This window comes from Nocardioides sp. Soil_C_8 (genome assembly GCF_057656315.1).
Window position 1 is genome coordinate 226,955 of the sequence record NZ_JBDGKQ010000002.1, and the last position, 20,239, is coordinate 247,193.

The 20,239-nt window shown below is 72.5% G+C and carries 21 protein-coding genes; 10 read left to right on the forward strand and 11 right to left on the reverse strand.

Features of this window, described 5'->3' with window-relative positions:
* Window positions 1–21: 21 nt before the first annotated feature.
* A complete protein-coding gene (locus AC3A3L_RS10905) occupies window positions 22–798 on the reverse strand; it encodes an MBL fold metallo-hydrolase (protein ID WP_487640048.1) in 777 nt (258 codons plus the stop codon).
* A gap of 67 nt (window positions 799–865) precedes the next feature.
* Window positions 866–1,696 carry a glutamate racemase gene (gene murI, locus AC3A3L_RS10910; RefSeq protein ID WP_487640576.1) on the reverse strand — a complete coding sequence of 277 codons (831 nt, stop codon included), beginning with the start codon at window positions 1,694–1,696 and terminating at the stop codon, window positions 866–868.
* 91 nt (window positions 1,697–1,787) lie between these two features.
* Between murI and AC3A3L_RS10915 the strand changes: the two genes are divergently transcribed.
* Complete coding sequence (locus AC3A3L_RS10915) at window positions 1,788–2,828, forward strand: alkaline phosphatase family protein (RefSeq protein ID WP_487640577.1); 1,041 nt, start codon at window positions 1,788–1,790, stop codon at window positions 2,826–2,828.
* Between the two features lie 34 nt (window positions 2,829–2,862).
* Window positions 2,863–4,422: a CotH kinase family protein gene (locus AC3A3L_RS10920; protein WP_487640049.1), complete on the forward strand. Its 1,560-nt coding sequence runs from the start codon at window positions 2,863–2,865 to the stop codon at window positions 4,420–4,422.
* Between the two features lie 3 nt (window positions 4,423–4,425).
* Here AC3A3L_RS10920 and AC3A3L_RS10925 read toward each other — a convergent pair whose 3' ends face one another.
* The 4 genes from AC3A3L_RS10925 to AC3A3L_RS10940 are packed head-to-tail and all read right to left on the reverse strand — an operon-like array spanning window position 4,426 to window position 6,813.
* Window positions 4,426–5,085 carry a DUF3152 domain-containing protein gene (locus tag AC3A3L_RS10925; RefSeq protein ID WP_487640050.1) on the reverse strand — a complete coding sequence of 220 codons (660 nt, stop codon included), beginning with the start codon at window positions 5,083–5,085 and terminating at the stop codon, window positions 4,426–4,428.
* Window positions 5,086–5,106: 21 nt separating this feature from the next.
* Window positions 5,107–6,057 (reverse strand): PLP-dependent cysteine synthase family protein, encoded by a 951-nt coding sequence (locus AC3A3L_RS10930; RefSeq protein ID WP_487640051.1) that lies wholly within the window; start codon window positions 6,055–6,057, stop codon window positions 5,107–5,109.
* Window positions 6,058–6,061: 4 nt separating this feature from the next.
* Window positions 6,062–6,355 carry a MoaD/ThiS family protein gene (locus AC3A3L_RS10935; RefSeq protein ID WP_487640052.1) on the reverse strand — a complete coding sequence of 98 codons (294 nt, stop codon included), beginning with the start codon at window positions 6,353–6,355 and terminating at the stop codon, window positions 6,062–6,064.
* Window positions 6,355–6,813 (reverse strand): M67 family metallopeptidase, encoded by a 459-nt coding sequence (locus AC3A3L_RS10940; RefSeq protein ID WP_487640053.1) that lies wholly within the window; start codon window positions 6,811–6,813, stop codon window positions 6,355–6,357. Before AC3A3L_RS10940 ends, AC3A3L_RS10935 begins: the two co-directional genes overlap by 1 nt.
* An 86-nt stretch (window positions 6,814–6,899) precedes the next feature.
* Here AC3A3L_RS10940 and AC3A3L_RS10945 point away from each other — a divergent pair, with 86 nt between their 5' ends.
* A complete protein-coding gene (locus AC3A3L_RS10945; protein ID WP_487640054.1) occupies window positions 6,900–8,153 on the forward strand; it encodes an MFS transporter in 1,254 nt (417 codons plus the stop codon).
* 113 nt (window positions 8,154–8,266) lie between these two features.
* On the opposite strand, the gene AC3A3L_RS10950 is transcribed toward AC3A3L_RS10945, so the two are convergent.
* Genes AC3A3L_RS10950 through clpS form a run of 3 tightly spaced genes read right to left on the reverse strand, consistent with a single transcriptional unit; the run spans window position 8,267 to window position 10,368 of the window.
* Entirely contained in the window at window positions 8,267–9,472 is a 1,206-nt protein-coding gene (locus tag AC3A3L_RS10950) for a DUF429 domain-containing protein (RefSeq protein WP_487640055.1), read from the reverse strand.
* Window positions 9,473–9,479: 7 nt separating this feature from the next.
* On the reverse strand, window positions 9,480–10,070 hold the full coding sequence (locus AC3A3L_RS10955) for a DUF2017 domain-containing protein (protein ID WP_487640056.1): 591 nt from the start codon (window positions 10,068–10,070) through the stop codon (window positions 9,480–9,482).
* A gap of 1 nt (window position 10,071) precedes the next feature.
* A complete protein-coding gene (gene clpS, locus AC3A3L_RS10960; protein WP_407673939.1) occupies window positions 10,072–10,368 on the reverse strand; it encodes an ATP-dependent Clp protease adapter ClpS in 297 nt (98 codons plus the stop codon).
* A 27-nt stretch (window positions 10,369–10,395) separates the two neighbouring features.
* On the opposite strand from clpS, the gene AC3A3L_RS10965 reads away from it, so the two are divergent.
* The 4 genes from AC3A3L_RS10965 to AC3A3L_RS10980 all read left to right on the forward strand — a co-directional run bounded on the left by AC3A3L_RS10965 (window position 10,396) and on the right by AC3A3L_RS10980 (window position 16,328).
* Complete coding sequence (locus AC3A3L_RS10965; protein ID WP_487640057.1) at window positions 10,396–11,697, forward strand: nicotinate phosphoribosyltransferase; 1,302 nt, start codon at window positions 10,396–10,398, stop codon at window positions 11,695–11,697.
* Between the two features lie 58 nt (window positions 11,698–11,755).
* Complete coding sequence (locus AC3A3L_RS10970; protein WP_487640058.1) at window positions 11,756–14,500, forward strand: helix-turn-helix transcriptional regulator; 2,745 nt, start codon at window positions 11,756–11,758, stop codon at window positions 14,498–14,500.
* Window positions 14,501–14,608: 108 nt separating this feature from the next.
* Window positions 14,609–15,742, forward strand: a complete 1,134-nt coding sequence (locus tag AC3A3L_RS10975) for a methyltransferase domain-containing protein (protein WP_487640059.1) — start codon at window positions 14,609–14,611, stop codon at window positions 15,740–15,742.
* 10 nt (window positions 15,743–15,752) lie between these two features.
* Window positions 15,753–16,328, forward strand: coding sequence for an isochorismatase family protein (locus tag AC3A3L_RS10980; protein ID WP_487640060.1), 576 nt, complete (start codon window positions 15,753–15,755; stop codon window positions 16,326–16,328).
* 20 nt (window positions 16,329–16,348) lie between these two features.
* Here AC3A3L_RS10980 and AC3A3L_RS10985 read toward each other — a convergent pair whose 3' ends face one another.
* The gene (locus AC3A3L_RS10985) at window positions 16,349–16,885 is read right to left on the reverse strand and encodes a DUF1697 domain-containing protein (RefSeq protein WP_487640061.1); all 537 of its coding nucleotides are present in this window, start codon (window positions 16,883–16,885) and stop codon (window positions 16,349–16,351) included.
* Window positions 16,886–16,938: 53 nt separating this feature from the next.
* On the opposite strand from AC3A3L_RS10985, the gene AC3A3L_RS10990 reads away from it, so the two are divergent.
* The 3 genes from AC3A3L_RS10990 to AC3A3L_RS11000 all read left to right on the forward strand — a co-directional run bounded on the left by AC3A3L_RS10990 (window position 16,939) and on the right by AC3A3L_RS11000 (window position 19,341).
* Window positions 16,939–17,721, forward strand: coding sequence for a transporter substrate-binding domain-containing protein (locus AC3A3L_RS10990; protein WP_487640062.1), 783 nt, complete (start codon window positions 16,939–16,941; stop codon window positions 17,719–17,721).
* A 61-nt stretch (window positions 17,722–17,782) separates the two neighbouring features.
* Complete coding sequence (locus AC3A3L_RS10995) at window positions 17,783–18,574, forward strand: amino acid ABC transporter permease (protein ID WP_487640063.1); 792 nt, start codon at window positions 17,783–17,785, stop codon at window positions 18,572–18,574.
* Window positions 18,574–19,341 carry an amino acid ABC transporter ATP-binding protein gene (locus AC3A3L_RS11000; protein ID WP_487640064.1) on the forward strand — a complete coding sequence of 256 codons (768 nt, stop codon included), beginning with the start codon at window positions 18,574–18,576 and terminating at the stop codon, window positions 19,339–19,341. Before AC3A3L_RS10995 ends, AC3A3L_RS11000 begins: the two co-directional genes overlap by 1 nt.
* Here the strand turns inward: AC3A3L_RS11000 and AC3A3L_RS11005 are convergent.
* Window positions 19,338–20,096, reverse strand: coding sequence for a hypothetical protein (locus tag AC3A3L_RS11005; RefSeq protein ID WP_487640065.1), 759 nt, complete (start codon window positions 20,094–20,096; stop codon window positions 19,338–19,340). The two genes, AC3A3L_RS11000 and AC3A3L_RS11005, sit on opposite strands and share 4 nt — an antisense overlap.
* Between the last annotated feature and the right edge of the window lie 143 nt (window positions 20,097–20,239).

The window sequence follows — 20,239 nt, forward strand, 5'->3', positions numbered from 1 at the left end:
CCGCTGGTCTGCCGGGTACGGCTAGACGTCGTACGTCGCGCCGGCGCGGGCCAGCTCGACCGGGCCCGGCCACTCGCCGCGCGCCTCGGCCTCGGCGTCGGCCGGGTCGTGCCACGGCGGGACGTGGGTCAGCACCAGGCGGCCGGCTCCGGCCTTCGACGCCGTCCGCCCGCAGTCGGCGCCGGTCATGTGCAGCTCGGGCGGGTTGTCGTCCCCGCTGCGGAACGACGCCTCGGCGAGGAGCACGTCGGCCCCGACGGCCACCTCGTCGAGCTGCTGGCACGGCCCCGTGTCGCCGGAGTAGACGAGCGTCCGGCCGCCGGCGGTGACGCGCAGGGCATAGGCGGCGACGGGGTGGACCACCCGGCGTGCCTCGACGCGGAACGGGCCGAGCTCCACGACCCCGCCATCGTCGCCGTACGCGCGGAACGCGAACTCCTCGTTCATCCCGGGCTCCAGCGGCAGGTCGTAGGCCCGCGCCATCCGCTCGGCCGTGCCGGCAGGCCCCCAGACCGGGATCTGCGGCTGCGCGCCGGTGGGGTGGTACTTGCGCATCACGTAGTACCCGCAGAGGTCGAGGCAGTGGTCGGCGTGGAGGTGGCTGAGGAAGACCGCGTCGATGCCGAGCGGGTCGGTGTGGCGGTGCAGCTGGCCCAGCGCACCGTTGCCGAGGTCGAGCAGGATCCGCCAGGTGCGCGCGCCCGCCTCCGACTCGTCCTCGGCCTCGAGCAGGTAGCAGCTCGCTGCGGACTCGGGGCCGGGGTAGGAACCCGAGCACCCGACGATGGTGAGTCTCATCGGGGCCCCCGCGGCGTTGTTCGACGGGGGAGCGCAGCGGAGGAGGCGAAGAACTCCGTGGGGTGGTTCATGCGCGTCCCCCGGCGAACTGCGTCGCCCCGAGCAGCTCGGAGCCGAGGAAGCGGCGGCCGATCGTGGCGAAGTCGTCGGGACTGCCGGTGGTGGAGAAGGTGTAGGTGGGCTCGCCGTCGGGACGCATGAGGCCGGTACGGGCGAGCATCTTGTAGACGTCCTTGGCGCACTCCTCGGCCGAGCTGACCAGGGTGACCTGGTCGCCCATCACGTAGGAGATGACACCGGTCAGGAGCGGGTAGTGGGTGCAGCCCAGGATCAGCGTGTCGACGCCGGCCTCGGCCAGCGGGTCGAGGTACTCGTGGGCGGCGGCGAGCAGCTCGTCGCCGCCCGTGACGCCCTGCTCGACGAAGTCGACGAAGCGCGGGCAGGCCCGGATGTGCAGGTCGAGGTGGGGCGCGGCGGCGAAGGCGTCGTCGTACGCCATCGAGCTGGCGGTGGCACGCGTGCAGATCACCCCGACCCGCTGGTTGCGCGTGGCCGCGGCGGCGCGCCGGGCCGCGGGGAGGATCACCTCGACGACGGGGACGTCGTAGCGCTCGCGGGCGTCGCGCAGCATCGCGGCGCTCGCGGAGTTGCACGCGATGACCAGCGCCTTGACCCCTCGCTCGTAGAGGTGGTCGAGGCACTCGAGGGCGTACTCACGGACCTCGCCGATCGGCTTCTGGCCGTAGGGCTGGCGGGCGGTGTCGCCGAGGTAGACCACCGACTCGTGCGGGAGCTGGTCGATCACGGAGCGGGCGACGGTCAGCCCGCCGAAACCGGAGTCGAAGATGCCGATCGGGGCGTCGGCGGTCTCTCGCGGCGTGGACGTCGGCACAGGCAGCAGGCTAGGCGGTCCGGCAGTGGTGGGTCACGTGGTCGCGTGCGTCGGCCCCGTCACACCGCACGCCACGGGTTAGGGTCGCCGCGTGACCATGCGTACCGCGCTCGCCTCCCTGCTCGCCTGCTCCGCCATCGGGTTGTGCCCCGCGTCCGCCCCGGCCCAGGTGCCGTCCGGCGACCCGCTGCCGGGTGCCTCGCGGGTGTCCGCGGACAACGCCATCGACTCGGTCGTGGCCATCTCGGTCGACGGGCTCAACACCGACGCGCTCAGCAAGCTCGGCACCGAACGCACGCCTCACCTGCACGACCTCATGGACTCCGGGGCGTCGACGCTCAACGCGCGCACCGAGCACGAGCTCACCATCACGCTGCCCAACCACACCGGGATGGTGACCGGTCGACGCATCGAGGCCGCGACGGGCGGCCACGGGGTGACCTGGAACGACGACCGGCGCCGTCCGGCGACCGTCCAGGCGGCAGCCGGGAAGCGCGTCGAGTCGGTCTTCACGCAGGTCAGTGCCGCCGGCGGCTCGACGGCCCTCTTCGCGAGCAAGACCAAGTTCTCGCTCTGGAAGCGCAGCTGGCCCCTCTCGATCGACACCACGCGGATCCAGCTCGACAACACGCGCCTGGCCCGGTCGGTGCGGCGGGACCTGCGCGACCAGGAGCGCGCGTTCCGGTTCGTCCACCTGTCGCTGCCCGACGCCGCCGGGCACGAGTACGGCTTCATGTCGCCGCGCTACCTCCGCGCCGTCCAGCAGGTCGACACCCTCGTCGGCTCGATCGTCGACGCGGTGCGCTCCGACCCCGGGCTCGTCGGTCGGACCGCGATCATCCTCACCAGCGACCACGGCGGCCTCGGCGCCAGCCATTCCGACCCGCGCCGCCTGGCCAACTACCGCGTCGCCTTCATGGTGGCCGGACCGGGCGTCCCGGCCGGCGCGGACCTCTACGCGCTCAACGCCGACGACTACCGCGACCCCGGCAAGCGCCGCACCACCTACCGCCAGTCCCCGCAGCCGATCCGGAACGGCGACCTGGCCAACCTCGCGCTCGACCTCCTCGACCTCGGTGCCGTCCCGGGAAGTGAGCACAACTCCAGCCTCGATCTCGACGTCTCACCTCCCGCCTGACCCCACCGCCCGGACGCCCCGCCGAGGAGCCACCATGCCGCTGTCGAAGAAGCCCCTCCTGAGGCGACTGAGCGTCGCGACCGTCCTCGCCGTCGCAGCGTCGACCGTCGTGCTCTCCCCCGCGGCCGGGCGTGAGCCCGCGCCGGACCAGCGGGCCGCCGCCGTCGTCGGCTGGCCGCCGGCCCCGCCGACCCAGCTGGTCATCGACACGGCCGGGGCCGCGATCGGGCGCGAGGACTACGTGCCGGGCACCGTGACCCTCGACGGCGTCACCCGCGTGACGGAGGTGCGGGGGCGTGGCAACTCGACGTGGGGATGGGCGAAGAAGCCCTACAAGCTCAAGCTGGAGGAGGACGCTGCCCTCGTCGGGTCGCGCGCGTACGACGAGTGGGTCCTCCTCGCCGGCTACGCCGACCGCAGCTCGCTGCGGACGGCGGCGGCGTTCGCCGTCGCGGCCCAGACCCGGCTCCAGTGGACCCCTCGATTCCGCTTCGTCGAGGTCGTGCTCAACGGCCAGTCGCAGGGCCTCTACATGCTCACCGAGCAGGTCGAGGAGGGGAAGGGCCGCGTCGACCTGCCCGACGACGGCTACCTGCTGGAGGTCAACAAGCGCTACCTCCGCGACGACGAGCCCGGCTTCCGCACCCGCCGCGGGACGCCCGTGGCGTTCAAGGACCCCGACGAGGTCACCCGGAAGCAGCGACGCGAGGTCCGGCGCGCGGTGTCGCGCTTCGAGAACGTCCTCTACGGTCCCGGCTTCGCCGACCCCGAGACGGGCTACGCGGCCTACGTCGACGTCCGGAGGCTCATCGACTGGTACCTCGTCGAGGAGCTGTTCGCCAACCAGGACTCCAACTTCCAGTCGAGCGTGCACTTCAGCTGGGTGCCCGGGAAGCGGTTTCGGTTCGGACCGGTCTGGGACTTCGACCTGAGCGCCGGCACGAAGTGGAAGTCGTCGACCGCCCCGGACATCTGGTACACCCGCACGGGCCGGCACTGGGTCTCGCGGATGCTCGAGGACCCGGCGTTCTCCGCGCGGGTCAAGAGCCGCTGGGCCCGGCTGAAGCCGATCGCGCGGCAGGTGGTCTCCCAGATCCCCGGCGCAGCGGCGACGCTGGCGCCCGCCGCCGAGGCCGACTGGGCCCAGTGGCACGCCTCCGGCGACCTCGAGTGGACCCACCGCGGTCGCGACCGCCAGGCCGAGGTCGACTTCCTCGCGGACTGGCTCACCCGGCGGATCCACTGGCTGAGCAGCAACGAGGTCCGGCTCGGTGGCATCCGACAGCGCACCGAGGAGCGCGCACGCACGGTCTGGGTGCCCGTCCGGCTGCAGACGCCCGCCACCGGCGCGGTGGACGTGTCCTGGACAGTGCAGGCCGGCACCGCGACCGCTGGCGAGGACTTCGTCGCCGGCACCGGCCAGGTGACCTTCGCCCCCGGGCAGGCCGAGCGCTACGTCCCGGTCCCGGTCCTCGACGACCGCGTCACCGAGGGGCGCGAGACGATCGTGGTCAGCATCACCGGCTCCTCCGGCAACGTCGTCGTCGGCTCGCCGTCGACCACCACCGTGGTCATCGACGCCAACAAGCGGTGACGCTCAGCGCCGCCTGACGGCCGCCGCCTCCCGGGGCAGCGGCCACGGGTTGAACCGGCACCCGCCCGTGCCCTTGGACTGCTGCATCATCACCGGCGCCCGGCCGCGCCCGTGGCAGTGCGCGTGCCCCCGGCCCAGCCAGTGGCCGGTCTCGTGGTTGACGACCATGTGCCGGTAGTCGCGCAGCGACCGTCCCGCACGGTTCCAGGCGGGCGAGGCCTTCGTCCAGCGCAGCTGGTTGATCACCACGTGCCGCCCGACGCGGCACGACCACCGCACCGAGCACCCGGAGGAGAACGACGGCAGGGTGCCGGCCGCGGCGAGGACCAAGGTGAAGTCGCCGCCCCGGCGCACCCGGCGGAACTGCACGCCCGCGGTGCGCCAGCCACGCGGGTGGTCGAAGGTCTGCTGCGCCTGGCGGCGGAAGACCTTCATCGACGCCGTCACGCGGCCCCGGGTGGTGACGGAGTAGGTGACGCGCCGCGTCACCGGGACGGCGTACGCCTCGACGGTCGGCTGCGTCGGCGTGGGGGTCGCGCGCCGGTGGTCGCTGGCGTCCTCCCCCGTCGCGTGGGACGGGGCCGCCAGCAGGGTCAGGACGAGCGGGACCAGCGCGACCCGGAGTCGCAGGAGGGGCCGCACGGGGCGGGGCGCTGGGTCCACCGCACCAGCCTAGGACACGCCCTAGGCCCAGAGCTGTCCGTCGAGCCTGTCCTCGGCCTCGTCGATCGTGCCCTCGTAGGCGCCGGTCGAGAGGTACTTCCAGCCGCCGTCGCACACGACGAACGCGATGTCGGCGCGCTCGCCGGCCTTGACGGCCTTGGCAGCCTGCCCGAGCGCGGCGTGCAGGATCGCGCCGGTCGAGATGCCCGCGAAGATGCCCTCGAGCTCGAGCAGCTCGCGCACCCGGCGTACGGCGTCGCGCGGGCCGACGCTGAAGCGCGAGTCGATGAGCGAGGCGTCGTAGAGCTCCGGGACGAACCCCTCGTCGAGGTTGCGCAGGCCGTAGACGAGCTCGCCGTAGCGCGGCTCGGCCGCCACGATGCGCACGTCGGGCTTGGCACCGCGGAAGAAGCGGGAGACGCCCATGAGCGTGCCGGTCGTGCCGAGCCCGGCGACGAAGTGGGTGATGCCCGGGAGGTCGGCGAGGATCTCCGGTCCGGTGCCCTCCTCGTGCGCGAGGGCGTTGGCCTCGTTGCCGTACTGGTAGAGCATCACCCAGTCGGGGTGCTCCCCCGCGACCTGCTTCGCCACCCGTACGGCCTCGTTGGAGCCGCCGGCGGCGGGTGAGGAGACGATCTCGGCGCCCCACATCCGCAGGAGCTGGCGGCGCTCCTCGGACGTGTTCTCCGGCATCACGCAGACGATGCGGTAGCCCTTGAGCTTGGCGGCCATCGCCAGCGAGATGCCGGTGTTGCCGCTGGTCGGCTCGAGGATCGTGCACCCCGGCCGGAGGACGCCGTCCTTCTCGGCCTGCTCGATCATCCGCAGGGCGGGGCGGTCCTTGATGGAGCCCGTCGGGTTGCGGTCCTCGAGCTTCGCCCAGATGCGTACGTCCGGGCTCGGCGAGAGCCGCGGCAGCCCCACCAGCGGGGTGTTGCCGACGGAGGCGAGCAGGTCGTCGTAGCGCGTCACGGGATCAGGGGTGAGCTCCACCGGCGACGGCCGGCAGCACGACGACCTGGTCGCCGTCGGAGAGCTCGGCCTCGAGGCCGCCCATGAAGCGGACGTCCTCGTCGTTGATGTAGACGTTGACGAAGCGACGCAGGTCGATCGACCCGGACTTGTCCTCGACGAGGCGGTCCTTGATGCCCGGGTGGTTGCCCTCGAGGTCGTCGATGAGCGCGGACAGGTTGCCGCCCGTGCCCTCGACGGACTTCGCGCCGTCGGTGTAGGTGCGCAGGATGGTGGGGATCCGGACCTCGATGGCCATCAGGGGGTGCTCGCTTCCTCGGTCTGCTGGGGGTTCGTCAGGGGGACGATCGTGACCTCTTCCTCGGTCACGGCTCCGTCGGTGATTCTGTAGGACCTGAACTCCACCGGGCCCGCACTATTCCCGTGGTCGCGTGTGCTCACGAGCACGTAGTGGGCGTTCGGCTCGCTCGCGAGGCCGATGTCGGTGCGGCTCGGGTAGGCCTCGGTGGCCGTGTGGGAGTGGTAGACGACGACCGGCTCCTCGTCGCGTGCGTCCATGTCCTTGTAGAGGTGCAGCAGCTCCGTGGAGTCGAACTCGTAGAACGTGGGACTGCCGGCGGCGTTGACCATGGGGACGAAGCGCACGGGACGGTCACTGCCCTCGGGGCCTGCGACGACGCCGCAAGCCTCATCAGGGTGGTCGCGCTTGGCGTGCGCCACGATGGCGTCGAAGATCTCCTGGGCGATGGTCAGCACACCGTCAAGGGTAGGCAGGCCCTCGATGCGACCCGCACGCGTCTCACCACATAGTCTTGACGTCGAGAGACTTCGAGGGGAGACACATGTCGTTGCCGCAGGCGCAGGCGCCACTGACCCGTCGCGGCATCCCCCTCGAGCGCGACCTCCGGGTCCTGGCGCTCGGCTCGTTCGCGAACCGGTTCGGCGCCGGTGCGGTGATGACGACCAGCGCCCTCTACTTCACCCGGCAGGTGGGCTTCTCCGCCGCCGAGGTGGCCTTCGCACTCGCCGTCGCCGCCGTGGTCGGGATCCTCGTCCAGGTACCGGCCGGCCAGCTCGGTGACAGCCACGGCCCTCGTCGCGTGCTGACGGTGTTCATGGCGGGGGCGGCCCTCGCGAGCGCGCTGCCCGTCCTCGCCCGTACGCCGTGGCAGCTGGCCCTGCTGCTCGCTGTGCTGACCCTGTTCGAGCGCTCGGCCGGCTCCGTGCAGCAGGGCGTCATCGCCCAGCTCGCCACGGGCGGCCGCGGCGTCCAGTTCAAGGCGTACCTGCGCGCGGTGACCAACACCGCGCTCGGCCTCGGCTCGGTCTTCGGAGGCGCCGCGCTCGTCATCGACGAGTCGTGGGCCTACGTCTCGGTCTTCCTCCTCAACGCCGTCTTCACCGGCTTCGCCGCCTGGAACACCACCCGCCTGCCCGACCTCCCGGCCTACGTCCGGCTCGAGGGCGAGCCGCGGCTCGCGGTGCTGCGCGACTGGCCCTACGTGGTCGTCGTGGCGATCACCGGCCTGTTCTCGCTGCACTTCTTCGTGATGGAGCTCGGCCTCGCGCTCTACATCTCCGAGCGCACCGCCGCACCGCCCGTCATGGTCGCCGTGCTGCTGATCCTCAACACCGCCTGCGTCGCGCTCTTCCAGGTGCGGCTCTCGCGCCGGGCCGACTCGGTGGAGGCGGGTGCCCGGGCGCTGGTCCGCGGCGCCGTGTGGATCGCCGCCGGATTCGCCATCGTCGCCTTGGCCGACCGCGGCGACGCCACCTTCGCCGTCGCGGTGCTCGTCGTCGGGTCGCTCGTGCACGTCGTCGGCGAGATGATCGGCTCCGGCGGGCAGTGGGGCCTCCAGATGGGCCTCGCCCCCCACGAGCGGCAGGGCCAGTACCAGGGCTTCGCCGGTCTCGGCTTCAGCGTGATCGCGGTCGTCGGTCCGCCCGTGGTGACGCTGTTCTGCGTGGAGATGGGCGAGACCGGCTGGCTCGTGCTGGCCGCACTGATGCTGGGCGTCGCGCTCGTCTCGGTCCCCGCCTCCCGCTGGGCGCTCGCCTCCCGCGAGCGCTACGGCGTGCTGACGCACTCCGGCTGACCGCCCCTAGGGGCTCAGACCGGGGCCGGTCCGGGGACAACAACCGCCGCACGTGTCCGAGAAGTTGCCCTCGGACCGGCCGCCCGAGGGCCACAACCGCCGCACGTGCGGCGTCAGACCCAGATCGCGGCCGGGATCCCGTCGGAGAAGACCTCCGGCACCTCGGGGAACGACTCGGAGACCCCGAGCGCGTGGCGTACGGCCGTCCACGCGGCGGCGCACGCGTCGAGCAGGTCGTCCTCACCGAAGCCGGCGCCGCGGAACCACGCCGGCGCGACGATGCCGTGGGCGGCGAGCGCCTCGCGGCGGGCGCGGACCCCGTCGGCGTCCTTCTTGCGAGCCAGCACCGGGGCTCCGGCCATCCGGGCGAAGCTCACCTCGGGGTGCACCTCGATCACCCGTGCGCCGGGCCGTCCGCGCACCCACGCGTCGACCTGCAGGACCTTCTCGCTCAGGGCGTACGCCTGGGCGCTGACGCTGGTGCGCCCTCCGGTCGCGGCGAGGTTGGCCGCCCGGGCCTCCTCGTAGGTGGCGGCCTCGACCGCGGCGCGCACGGGGGTGGAGAACACCGACGACGCCTTCCCGACGAGCGCACGCCGGGCCTCGGCGTCGGCCAGCCGCCCGCCCGTGTCGGGCAGCCCGATCGGGATGTCGACCCCCACGACGACGACGTCGTGCCGCTCGCGGACGAGCTCGACGAGACCGGTGACGTCGGGTGCGACGAAGACCGACGTACGGCGCTGGGGGTCGATCACCACCCCGACCCACCCGGCCGGGCAGGCGTCCACGCCGAGCACGGGCGCCGGCGGCGCGAGGACGGGCGGCGGCTCCTCGTGGACGCCACCAGCAGGGGCGACGAACCGAGCGGCGGCCTCGCCGCTGGTCGCCGCCTCGATGCGCGCGGTCATGATCTCGCTCATCGGGGGCAGCGCGGCCAGCGGCCACCACCGCACCTCGCTCGACTCGTCGTCGGCCACGTGGGCCTCGCCCCCGAGCCAGGTGCAGGCGAAGGTCAGGTCGAGGTAGGTCGCGCGGTCGCCGTTGGCGTGCACGATCTCACCGTGGACGCCCGTCGCTGCCAGCCGGTCCACCCGGATCCGGACACCCGTCTCCTCGAGCGCCTCACGGGCCGCGGCCAGCGCCGGCTCCTCCCCCGGGTCGGGGATCCCGGTGATCGGGGTCCACTGGCCGTTGTCGGCACGTCGCACGAGCAGCAGCTGGTCCGCACGTCGTACGACGGCCGTCACCCCGGGCAGCCACAGCGGGTCATGCCCGATCTTGTCGCGCAGCGCCAGGACGAAGTCCGGGACGGGGCTCACGACGCGGTCACGAGGTGAGTGCCTCGACGACCGTCTCCTGCAGGTAGCCCACCCACTCGTAGATGTCGTGCGCCTGCGCACGGGGGTCGTCGTCGGACAGCGAGTGCCAGTAGTGCTCGTCGCCGGCCTCGACGCCGAGCCGGGTGGCGAGGGCGAGCCGGATGTCGGTGAAGGCGCGCATCCACGTCTCGGCGTCGGCAGGCGTGAGCTCGACGTCGATGACGAGGCCGTCCTGGGTGAGCTCGGGCGGGAGGCCCGCGTCCTCGAGGGTGTCGATGATCGCCCCGGCCGCGGCGGCCTTGCCGTCGCGCAGGCCGCCCTCGGTGAAGCGGCGGAAGTCGGCGGCCGACTCCTCGTCGTCGGGGTAGGCCGTCGGGAAGAGCCGCGCGAGGACGGGGTCCTCGGGGATCGTGGTGGCGCCGGAGAACTCGGCCATCATCGCGTCGAAGGTGTCGCCGGCGGGTGCCGCGGGCTCGGCGCGCTCGTTGCGGAGGAGCTCCACCATCTGCGACGCCAGGGAGCGCAGGAGGTCGGCCTCGAAGCCGCTGAAGGTGGCGATCACCCGGCCGGACCTGCGGTGTCGTTCGAAGCCGCTCACCTCAGGATGCCTTCTCCATCGTCGCCCAGAGTCCGTACTCGTGCATGGCCTGCACGTCGCGCTCCATCTCCTCGCGCGTGCCCGTGGAGACCACCGACTTGCCCTCGGTGTGGACCTCCAGCATCAGCTTCTCGGCCTTGGCCTTGTCGTAGCCGAAGTACTTCTGGAACACGTAGGAGACGTAGGACATCAGGTTGACCGGGTCGTCCCACACGAGCGTCACCCACGGCTTGGCGAGGAAGGTGATCTCGTCGGGGGTGAGGGTCGGCTCGACCTCTACGGGACTGGCGGCTGACACGAGGCCCATCGTGGCACAGTGTGGGTCGTGACGACCTCATCCCGTACGTCATCGGCGCTGCTGACCGACCACTACGAGCTGACGATGGTCCAGGCCGCGCGGCAGTCCGGCACCGCCGACCGCCGGGCCGTCTTCGAGCTGTTCCCGCGGCGGCTCCCGCCGGGCCGGCGCTACGGCGTCGTGGCCGGGGTGGGCCGGGCGCTGGACGCGCTCGAGGACTTCTGCTTCGACGCCGCCGCGCTGACCGCGCTCGAGGGGGTCGTCGACCCCGACATGCTCGAGTGGCTCGGGTCCTACCGGTTCTCCGGCGACGTGTGGGGCTACGCCGAGGGCGAGGCGTACTTCCCCTACTCACCGCTGCTGGTCGTCGAGGGGACCTTCGCCGAGGCCGTCCTCCTCGAGACGGTGCTGCTGTCGGTCTACAACCACGACTCCGCGATCGCGTCGGCGGCGTCCCGGATGACGCTGGCCGCAGGCGACCGCCCGTGCATCGAGATGGGGTCGCGGCGCACCCACGAGCAGGCCGCGGTGGCGGCGGCGCGGGCGGCCTACGTCGCCGGCTTCGACGCCAGCAGCAACCTGGCCGCGCGCGCCCGGTACGGCGTGCCGTCGACGGGCACCGCCGCCCACTCCTTCACGCTCCTCCACGACGCCGAGGCCGACGCCTTCCGCGCCCAGGTGCAGACGCTCGGGGTCGGCACGACGCTGCTGGTCGACACGTACGACGTCGCCGAGGCAGTGCGCCTCGCGGTCGAGGTGGCCGGCACCGGTCTCGGGGCGGTCCGCCTCGACTCCGGCGACCTCGGCGAGGTCGCGCGCGAGGTGCGGGCCCAGCTCGACGGCCTCGGGGCGAGTGCCACGCGCATCGTGGTGACCAGCGACCTCGACGAGCACGCCATCGCCGCGCTCGCGGCGGCACCGGTCGACGCCTACGGCGTGGGGACCCAGCTGGTGACCGGCTCGGGCCACCCGACGTGCGGCTTCGTCTACAAGCTGGTGGCGCGCGAGGACGACGCCGGCGAGCTGGTGTCGGTGGCCAAGAAGTCGACCGACAAGCAGTCCATCGGCGGCCGCAAGTACGCCCTGCGCCGACGTGGCCCGGGCGGGATCGCCGAGGCCGAGGTCGTGGGGATCGGCGCGGCGCCGGAGGACGACGGCGACGACCGTCCCCTGCTCGTGCAGCTCGTGCGTGGCGGCGAGGTGGTCGGCCGCGCGACGCTCGAGGAGGCCCGCGCCCGCCACCGTGCGTCGGTGGCCGAGCTGCCGCGCTCGGTCACCATGATGTCGGCCGGGGAGCCGGTGATCCCGACGCTGCACCTGGGCCCGTGACCGCCTGAGGCCGGTTTTCCCGGTGCCCGGCGGGGCCGTCGGCTGCCATCATGCCGACATGGGTCTCGTCGCGCGCGACGCCGAGCTCGTGATGATCGCCGAGGTGCTCGACCGCGAGCCGACCTCGGTGCAGGCCTTGGTGCTCGAGGGCGAGCCGGGCGTCGGCAAGACCAGCCTGTGGGAGCACGGCCTGGCCGGCGGGCGCGACCGCGGGATGCGGGTGCTGGTGGCGCGCGCGAGCGCCTCCGAGACCGGGCTCCCCTTCGCGGGGCTCATCGACCTGCTCGACGAGGTCTCCGTCGACGAGCTGACGTCGGTCCCCGCGCCGCAGCTGCGCGCGTTGGAGGTGGCGCTCTACCGGGCCGAGCCCGGCGACGAACCGCCCTCCGAGCAGGTCGTGTCGCTCGCGCTGCTCTCGAGCCTGCGCTCCCTCTCCCGCGAGCAGCACCTCCTCGTCGCCGTCGACGACCTGCAGTGGCTCGACCGGTCGTCACAGGCCGCCCTCGCCTACGCCGCACGCCGGCTGCAGGACCGGGTGACGGTGCTCCTCGCGCGCCGTCCCGGCCCCCGCAGCGCGGTGGAGGGAGCGTTCGGCGACGAGCGCGTCGACCGCCTCGTGGTGCGGTCGACGACCCTCGGCGGCACGCGGCAGATCCTCGCGAGCCGGCTCGGCCTGCGGCTCCCCCACCACCTGCTTCGCCGCGTCTACGACACGACGCTGGGCAACCCGCTCTTCGCCCTCGAGGTCGGCCGGATGCTGGCGGGCACCGACCTGACGACGGTGGGCGACGAGCTGCCCGTCCCCGATGCCGTCGAGGACCTGCTCGGCCTCCGCGTGGCCGACCTCGACCCGACGACGCGCCGGCTCCTCCTTGCGCTGGCGCTCGACGCCGACCTGCGCGCGCCGCAGCTGCGCGACCTGACCGGGCCCGACGCACTGGACGGCGCGTCCGCCACCGGCATCGTCGACGTGGACGGGGAGCGGGTGCGGCCGGCCCACCCGTTGCTCGCCGAGGCCGCCCGGCGCGCGGCGTCGACGGACGACGTACGACGACTGCACGCCGACGTCGCCGCGGTGGTCTCCGACGACCAGCGCCGGGTGCTGCACCTGGCCCTGGCCGCCACCGAGCCCGACGCGGTGCTCGCCGCCCGTCTGGACGGGGCGGTCGCGCGGGCGACGGCTCGGGGCGCGATCCGGCTGGCCGCGGACCTCGCCGGCCACGCCCTGCGTCTCACCCCGCCCGGCGACGCCGACGCAGGGCGGGTGATGCTGCTGGCCAAGCTGCTGCAGATGGCCGGCGAGAAGCAGCGCCTCACCGACCTGCTCACCCCCCGAGCCGCGAGCCTCCCCGACCGGGCCGACCGGGTCCGCGCCCACGTGCTCCTCACCGGGGGCGTCGTGCACGGAAACGACGACATCCTCGCGCTCCTCCAGCGGGCGCTCGACGAAGCCGGTGACGACCACGCGCTGCGCCTGCGGGTGCTCAGCCACCTCGCCGAGAACGAGGCGGTCATCGAGGTCCGCAACGTCGCCGTCGCCGACGCTCGGGCCGCCGAGGCAGTGGTCGCGTCGGCCTCCGGGTCGGCAGGGGGCCAACGGCTGGCGCTCTACACCCGGATCTGGACCTCCGCGCTGCGCGGCCGGCCCCTCGACGACCTCCTCGAGCGGTACGACGCCATCGCGTGCGAGTCGACGTACCTGGCCCGGACGCCCGGCCGCGTCGTGGGCCAGCAGCACGTCTGGCGCGGGGAGCCGGGGCCCGCCCGCGAGCGCTTCGAGGCGTTCCGCTCGCTCGCCGCCGACCGGGGCGAGCCCAACCCGTACGCACTCGCCCGGCTCCACCTCTGCGAGCTCGAGCTGCGCCTGGGCCGGTGGGACGACGCCGAGGACCTGCTCGACGAGTGGGCCGCCTCGACCGACAGCAGCCTGCTGCACTGGCCGATGTACGAGCGGTGCCGCAGCCTGCTCGCAGCCGGCCGGGGGGACGCCGCCGGCGCCCGCGAGTGGGGCGAGCGGGCGGTGGCGCAGGCCGAGGAGACCGGCATCCGCTGGGACTGGCTGGAGGCGACCCGGGCGCTCGGCGTGGCGGCCCTCCTCGACCACCGCCCCGACGAGGCGGTCCGGCACCTGCGTGCCGTGTGGGCCCACACGCGTGCGCAGGGAGTGCTCGACCCCGGCACCTTCCCCGCCGCGCCCGACCTCGTCGAGGCCCTCGTCGACACCGGCTCCGAGGACGACCGCGAGGACGCGCGCACGGTCGTCGAGGCGCTGCACGAGGCCGCGGACCTGCAGGACCACAGGTGGGCCCGGCTCACCGCCGCCCGCGGGGCCGCAACCGTCTCGCTCGCAGGGGCGTGGTCCGACCGCGACGCGCAGGCCTTGGCCGGCGTGGCCGCGGCGTACGACGAGCACGGGCTCGCGGCCGAGGCGGCGAGGACCTGGCTCGCGCTTGGCCGGGCCCAGCGTCGGGCGCGCAAGTGGGGCGGCGCCCGCGAGTCGCTCGAGCGGTCGGTCCGCCTCTTCGAGGAGCAGGGCGCCCCGGGCTGGGCGGACGCCGCCCGCGCCGAGCTCGAGCGGGTGGGCGCGCGTCGGCCGAGCTCCCCCGGCCGCCTCACCACCACCGAGCGGCGGGTGGCCGACCTCGCCGTGCAGGGACTCGCCAACAAGGAGATCGCCCGGACGCTGGTGGTCACGGTCAGCACCGTGGAGTTCCACCTCCGCAACGCCTACACCAAGCTCGGCATCCGGTCCCGGATGGAGCTCGCACCACGCCTCGAGGAGCTCGACCGCACGGCTCCCTGAGCCGCCGCGACCCACCTGCCCGGCTGTCAACTGGGGTTGTTCCCGGGGTCATTTCCTCGGGTCATCCGCAGTTTCGGCACCCCTGCCCGGGCGAGCACCGTGGAACACATGGCCGAGTACCTCGTCGAGCTCTACGTCGCCCAGGGCGACCCCGCCGTCGCGCAGCACCACGTCGCGGTGGCGGAGCGGGCCGGCGCCGACCTGACCCGCGAGGGCCGGGCGGTGCGCTTCCTGCAGTCGTTCTTCGTCCCCGAGGACGAGACGTGCTTCCTGCTCTACGAGGCGGACTCGGCCGACCTGGTCACCGAGGCGGTGGGACGGGCCGGACTCCGGCTCGAGCACGTCTCGGCGGCCACCACGTCCGTCGCCGGCGCACAGGAGTCGCCGGACGGCACCACGAAAGGAACCCGCATGACCAGCACCACCACCAGCAGCACCAGCCCCGACCTCACCGAGCTGCGCGACAAGCAGCAGAAGGTGTGGAGCAGCGGCGACTACAACAAGATCGCCGCCCTCACGGTCCCGGTGTCCGAGCACCTGGTCGACCACGTGGGGGTCGGCCCGACCGACCGCGTGCTCGACGTCGCGACCGGCACGGGCCACGTCGCCCTCGCCGCGGCGCGCCGGTCGGCCGAGTCCGTCGGCATCGACTACGTGCCCGAGCTCCTCGAGATCGCCCGCCGCCGCGCGGCGGCCGAGGACCTGGTCGTCGAGCTGACCGAGGCCGACGCGGAGCACCTCCCCCACGAGGACGCGTCGTTCGACGTCGTGCTCTCGGCCATCGGCGTCATGTTCGCCGCCGACCACGACGCGGCTGCGCGCGAGCTGGTCCGGGTGACGCGCCCCGGCGGCCGCATCGGGCTGGCGAGCTGGACGCCCGAGGGGTTCGTGGGCGGCATCCTCCGCACGGTGGGCGCGCACGTGTCGCCCCCTCCGGGCGCGCAACCCGCCACGCGGTGGGGCACCGAGGACGTCGTCGCCGGGCTCCTCGGCGACGGGGTCACGGACGTCCGTTCCGTGACCGCCACCGTCACCCAGCGCTTCACCGACGGCGCCGCCTTCGCGGACCTGTTCCTCACCTACTACGGGCCGACCTTCGCGGCAGCGAGCCGGCTGGACGACGAGGGCCGCGCAGCGCTGCGGGCCGACCTCATCGCGCTCGCCGAGTCGCACGACCGCGGCGACGGCGACGGCCTGGTCTGCGAGTGGGAGTACCGGATCGTCACCGCGACCCGGCGCTAGGCTCCCCTGCATGGCTCGTGCCCTGATCGTCGTCGACGTCCAGAACGACTTCTGCGAGGGCGGCTCGCTGCCCGTGCAGGGCGGTGCCCGCGTTGCGGCGGACATCAACGACCTGCTGCACCGCTGGCACTCGCGGGCGGACGACGCACCGGCGTACGACGTGGTGGTCGCCACGAAGGACCACCACGTCGACCCGGGGTCGCACTGGTCGGCGAAGCCGGACTTCGTCGACTCGTGGCCGGTGCACTGCAAGGTCGGCACCGAGGGCGCGGCGTTCCACCCCAACCTCGACCCGCAGCCCTTCGACGAGGTCTTCTACAAGGGCGAGCACGAGGCGGCCTACAGCGGCTTCGAGGGGCGTACGTCGTCGGGGGACGCGTTGACCGACTGGCTGCGCTCCCACGAGGTGGAGGAGGTCGACGTGTGCGGCATCGCCACCGACCACTGCGTGCGGGCCACCGCGCTCGACAGCGCCCGCGAGGGGTTCACCACGCGGGTGCTGACCGCGATGTGCGCCGGCGTGGCGGAGGACTCCACCGCGGCGGCCATCACCGAGCTCGCTGGGGCCGGTGTCGAGATCGCCTGAGCGTCGAGCGGTCGCGGGGGTCAGCACCACTTCTCGGTGACGGTGCGCAGCACCTTGACCGTGCGGGCGGTGCCCTTCCCGAGGGCCGTGACCTCCTTGGACGCCAGGAGCCTCGAGGTGTGGATGTCGCCCTCGAGCAGGACGTAGGCGGCACGGCCGTCGACCACGACGGTCTCCCCCTCGTGCTCGAGCGCGTGGGCGGCCTCGACGGCAGCGGGGGTCGGCGCGGCCGAGTAGAGGGTGACGTAGTGCTGGCCCGACGGGTCGTGCTCGGCGTGCAGCTCCTCCGCCCGGGCGGTGAGCGCCGCAAGGTCCTTGGTGGTGAAGACGACCGTCGGCACCTCGAAGCCCGCCGCGGCGGCGTACGCCTCCTCCAGCGCCGCCTGCACCTTCGCCACCGAGCGGGCGGAGTGGGTCAGCCGGACGTTGCCGGTGTTGATGTAGGTCTCCACGTCGCGACCGCCCGCGGCCTCCGTGGCGGCCTTGATGGCGTCCTTCGGGAACTTGCGCGTGGCGCCGAGGTTGATGGCGCGCAGGAAGGCGACGTAGGTGGGCACACCGGGAGTATGCCTTCGCGAGTGCCAGGTCACACCCGGTCTAGGGTGGCGTCATGAAGACTCGAGCCCTCGCAACCGGTATCGCCGTCGCCCTCTCCCTCGCTGCCGCGGGGTGCGCGAAGGACGACACCAGCACGACCACGGAGTCGGGTGTCACGCTCGTGGAGGGCGACACGCTGACCATCTGCACCCACCTGCCCTACGAGCCCTTCGAGTTCACCGAGGGCGGCGAGGTCGTCGGCTTCGACGTCGACGTGCTGAAGATCGCCGCCGACGCCGAGGGCTGGGACACCAAGGTCGTCGACATCGGGTGGGAGACCATCGTCTCCGGCGAGGCGCTCAACACCGGACAGTGCGACGTCGCCGCGGGCGCCATGTCGATCACGCCCGAGCGCGAGGCCGTCATGGACTTCTCCGACCAGTACTTCGAGGCCAAGCAGGCACTGCTGATGAAGGCCGGTGCCGGCTACACGACCCTGGACGACCTCGCCGGCAAGACCATCGCGGTCCAGGACGCCACCACTGGCGCCGACTACACCCGTGAGAACGCCCCGGATGACGCCAAGATCGTCTCCTTCGAGGACTCCGCCCTGATGCAGCAGGCCGTCAAGACGGGCAAGGCCGACGCCGGCGTCAACGACAACGGCCTGCTCAACTACTTCGCCAGCCAGAACCCCGACGTCGAGGTCGGTGCGGAGTTCGAGACCGGCGACGTCTACGGCTTCTCGGTCAAGAAGGACGGGAACGACGAGCTGCTCACGATCGTCAACGACGCCATCGCCAGCGACGACTACGACACCGCGTACGAGAAGTGGTTCGGCTCCGCTCCGGAATGACCCACGCAGTGACCCCGAGGTGACCCCGGCCCGAAGCAACGTGCCCCGACAGGAGTGATCCATGGCGAGTCCCCGCCAGCGTGCAGCGAGGCTGCGCTACGTCCAGTACGTCGTCCTCGTCCTCGTCGTGCTGGCCATCGCCCTGCTCGCCGACTGGGACCAGCTGCAGCGGGCGTTCTGGGACTGGGAGGTCGTCAAGGACCAGTTCCCCGACGTCATCACGATCGCGCTGAAGAACACGATCATCTACACCGCGTGCGGGTTCACGTTCGGACTGGTGCTGGGCCTGGTCCTGGCCCTGATGCGGCTGTCCAGCGTGGGCCCCTACCGGTGGATCGCCACCGGCATCATCGAGCTCTTCCGCGGCCTGCCCGCCCTGGTGGTGTTCATCGCGCTGAGCGTCGGCTTCAACCTCGCCTTCCCCGATCGCGAGATCCCGTTCGGCAACCTCGGCATCGTCACCCTGGCGCTCGGCCTCGTCGGCGGCGCCTACATGGCCGAGACCATCCGGGCCGGCATCCAGGCGGTGCCGAAGGGTCAGATCGAGGCGGCCAGGTCGCTGGGCATGTCGCACAGCCGGGCGATGATCAGCGTCGTCGTCCCCCAGGCGTTCCGGATCATCCTGCCGCCGCTGACCAACGAGCTGATCCTGCTGACCAAGGACTCCTCGCTGGTCTACATCCTGGGCCTCGCGCTCGAGGACTACGAGCTCACCAAGTTCGGCCGCGAGGGCATGAACACCGCCGCCAACCTGACCCCGATCATCGTGATCGGACTGTGCTACCTGCTGATCACGGTGCCGCTGTCGATCGTCGTACGCCGCATGGAGAGCCGCGCGGAGAGGGCCCGCTGATGACCGAGACCACGCCGTCCACGACCCCCGACCGCTCCACCGCGGCGATCGACGTCCAGAACCTCCACAAGTACTTCGGCGACAACGAGGTGCTCAAGGGCATCGACTTCCACGTCGCCCACGGCCAGGTCGTCTGCGTGATCGGCCCCTCGGGCTCGGGCAAGTCCACCCTGCTGCGCTGCGTCAACATGCTCGAGACGCCCACCAGCGGCAAGATCTTCGTCGAGGGCAACGAGATCACCGATCCCGACGCCGACGTCGACAAGCTCCGCGCCCGGATCGGGATGGTCTTCCAGCAGTTCAACCTCTTCCCGCACATGACGGTGCTGCGCAACCTCACCATCGCGCAGGAGAAGGTCAAGGGGCGCAAGAAGGACCAGGCCGTCGAGGTCGCGCGTGCCAACCTGGCCAAGGTCGGCCTGTCGGAGAAGGAGTCGGCCTACCCCGCGCACCTCTCGGGCGGGCAGTCGCAGCGCGTGGCCATCGCGCGCGCGCTGTCGATGGACCCCGACATGATGCTGTTCGACGAGCCGACCTCAGCGCTCGACCCGGAGCTGGTCGGCGACGTGCTGGCGGTCATGAAGGACCTGGCCTCCGAGGGCATGACGATGATGGTCGTCACCCACGAGATGGGCTTCGCCCGCGAGGTGGGCGACAACCTCGTCTTCATGGACGGCGGCGTGATCGTGGAGGAGGGCGACCCCCGCGAGGTGCTCACCCAGCCGCGCCACGAGCGGACGCAGTCGTTCCTGTCGAAGGTGCTCTAGCCCCGCTTGCACTGGCTGGGCGGGGTGACGGCGGGGTCGAAGACGTACTTGGGCGGCGTGATGCTCGTGCCGTCCGGCGACTCCTTCATCGTCATCGCCCACCAGCCCGCCTTGCGCGTGTCGATGGCCGCGAGCTCCTCCTCAGGGAGGGCGTTCCACATGTTGAGGACGTCGACGCCCACCTCGACCAGGTGGCCGTGCGGGGTGACGACGGCCCGTGCCTCGACCCCGTCGAGTGCCGCCGGGACCGAGGGGAAGAGGCCGCGCGGCATGCCGGTCAGCACCGCCTCGGCGGGAACCCCGACGGCGACGCCGTCGCCGGCGAGCTTGACGGCCCGGGCCGAGGTGACCGGCCAGGTCGGGTCCAGGTCGGTGGGCAGCGCCCAGCTGCGCCCCTCCTGGTCGTCGGTGATGTCGGCCCAGCAGTCCGCGGCGTTGGGGCCCCAGACCTCGCTGTTGAAGTAGGTGCGGCCTGCGACCACGAGGTAGTCGACCTGCTGGACGTCGCCGCCGATCGCGGAGTCCATCGACAGCTCGCTGTAGCCGGTCGAGGGGCTGTAGCGGCCGTCGAGGTCGAAGATCCGCTTGCCGCCGGCGTCGGGACTCTTGGTGAGCAGCTGGCCGTGCCACTCGACGATGCCGAGCTTGTCGACCTGGCCCTGGATGGACTCGAGCTTCTCGCCCTCGAGCATGAAGTCGTCGCCCTTGGTCGCGGCGGCCTCACCGGACCCTCCGCAGGCGTTGAGGGTGAGCACCAGACCGACGCAGAGGGCGGCGGCCCACGTTGCGCTTCGACGACGTGCCACTGGGTTTCCCCGATCAGGTCGTGACGAGCTCCGTGCTCGATCTCGCTCGGAGCCTAGGACCGGCCACGGGGACTGTCAGGGGAATCACAACA

Coding starts and splice junctions, on each gene's coding strand:
- AC3A3L_RS10905 (WP_487640048.1), bottom strand. CDS start 798: ATGAGACTCACCATCGTCGGGTGCTCGGGTTCCTACCCCGGCCCCGAG.
- AC3A3L_RS10915 (WP_487640577.1), top strand. CDS start 1,788: ATGCGTACCGCGCTCGCCTCCCTGCTCGCCTGCTCCGCCATCGGGTTG.
- AC3A3L_RS10920 (WP_487640049.1), top strand. CDS start 2,863: ATGCCGCTGTCGAAGAAGCCCCTCCTGAGGCGACTGAGCGTCGCGACC.
- AC3A3L_RS10935 (WP_487640052.1), bottom strand. CDS start 6,355: ATGGCCATCGAGGTCCGGATCCCCACCATCCTGCGCACCTACACCGAC.
- AC3A3L_RS10945 (WP_487640054.1), top strand. CDS start 6,900: ATGTCGTTGCCGCAGGCGCAGGCGCCACTGACCCGTCGCGGCATCCCC.
- AC3A3L_RS10970 (WP_487640058.1), top strand. CDS start 11,756: ATGGGTCTCGTCGCGCGCGACGCCGAGCTCGTGATGATCGCCGAGGTG.
- AC3A3L_RS10975 (WP_487640059.1), top strand. CDS start 14,609: ATGGCCGAGTACCTCGTCGAGCTCTACGTCGCCCAGGGCGACCCCGCC.
- AC3A3L_RS10980 (WP_487640060.1), top strand. CDS start 15,753: ATGGCTCGTGCCCTGATCGTCGTCGACGTCCAGAACGACTTCTGCGAG.
- AC3A3L_RS10990 (WP_487640062.1), top strand. CDS start 16,939: ATGAAGACTCGAGCCCTCGCAACCGGTATCGCCGTCGCCCTCTCCCTC.
- AC3A3L_RS10995 (WP_487640063.1), top strand. CDS start 17,783: ATGGCGAGTCCCCGCCAGCGTGCAGCGAGGCTGCGCTACGTCCAGTAC.
- AC3A3L_RS11000 (WP_487640064.1), top strand. CDS start 18,574: ATGACCGAGACCACGCCGTCCACGACCCCCGACCGCTCCACCGCGGCG.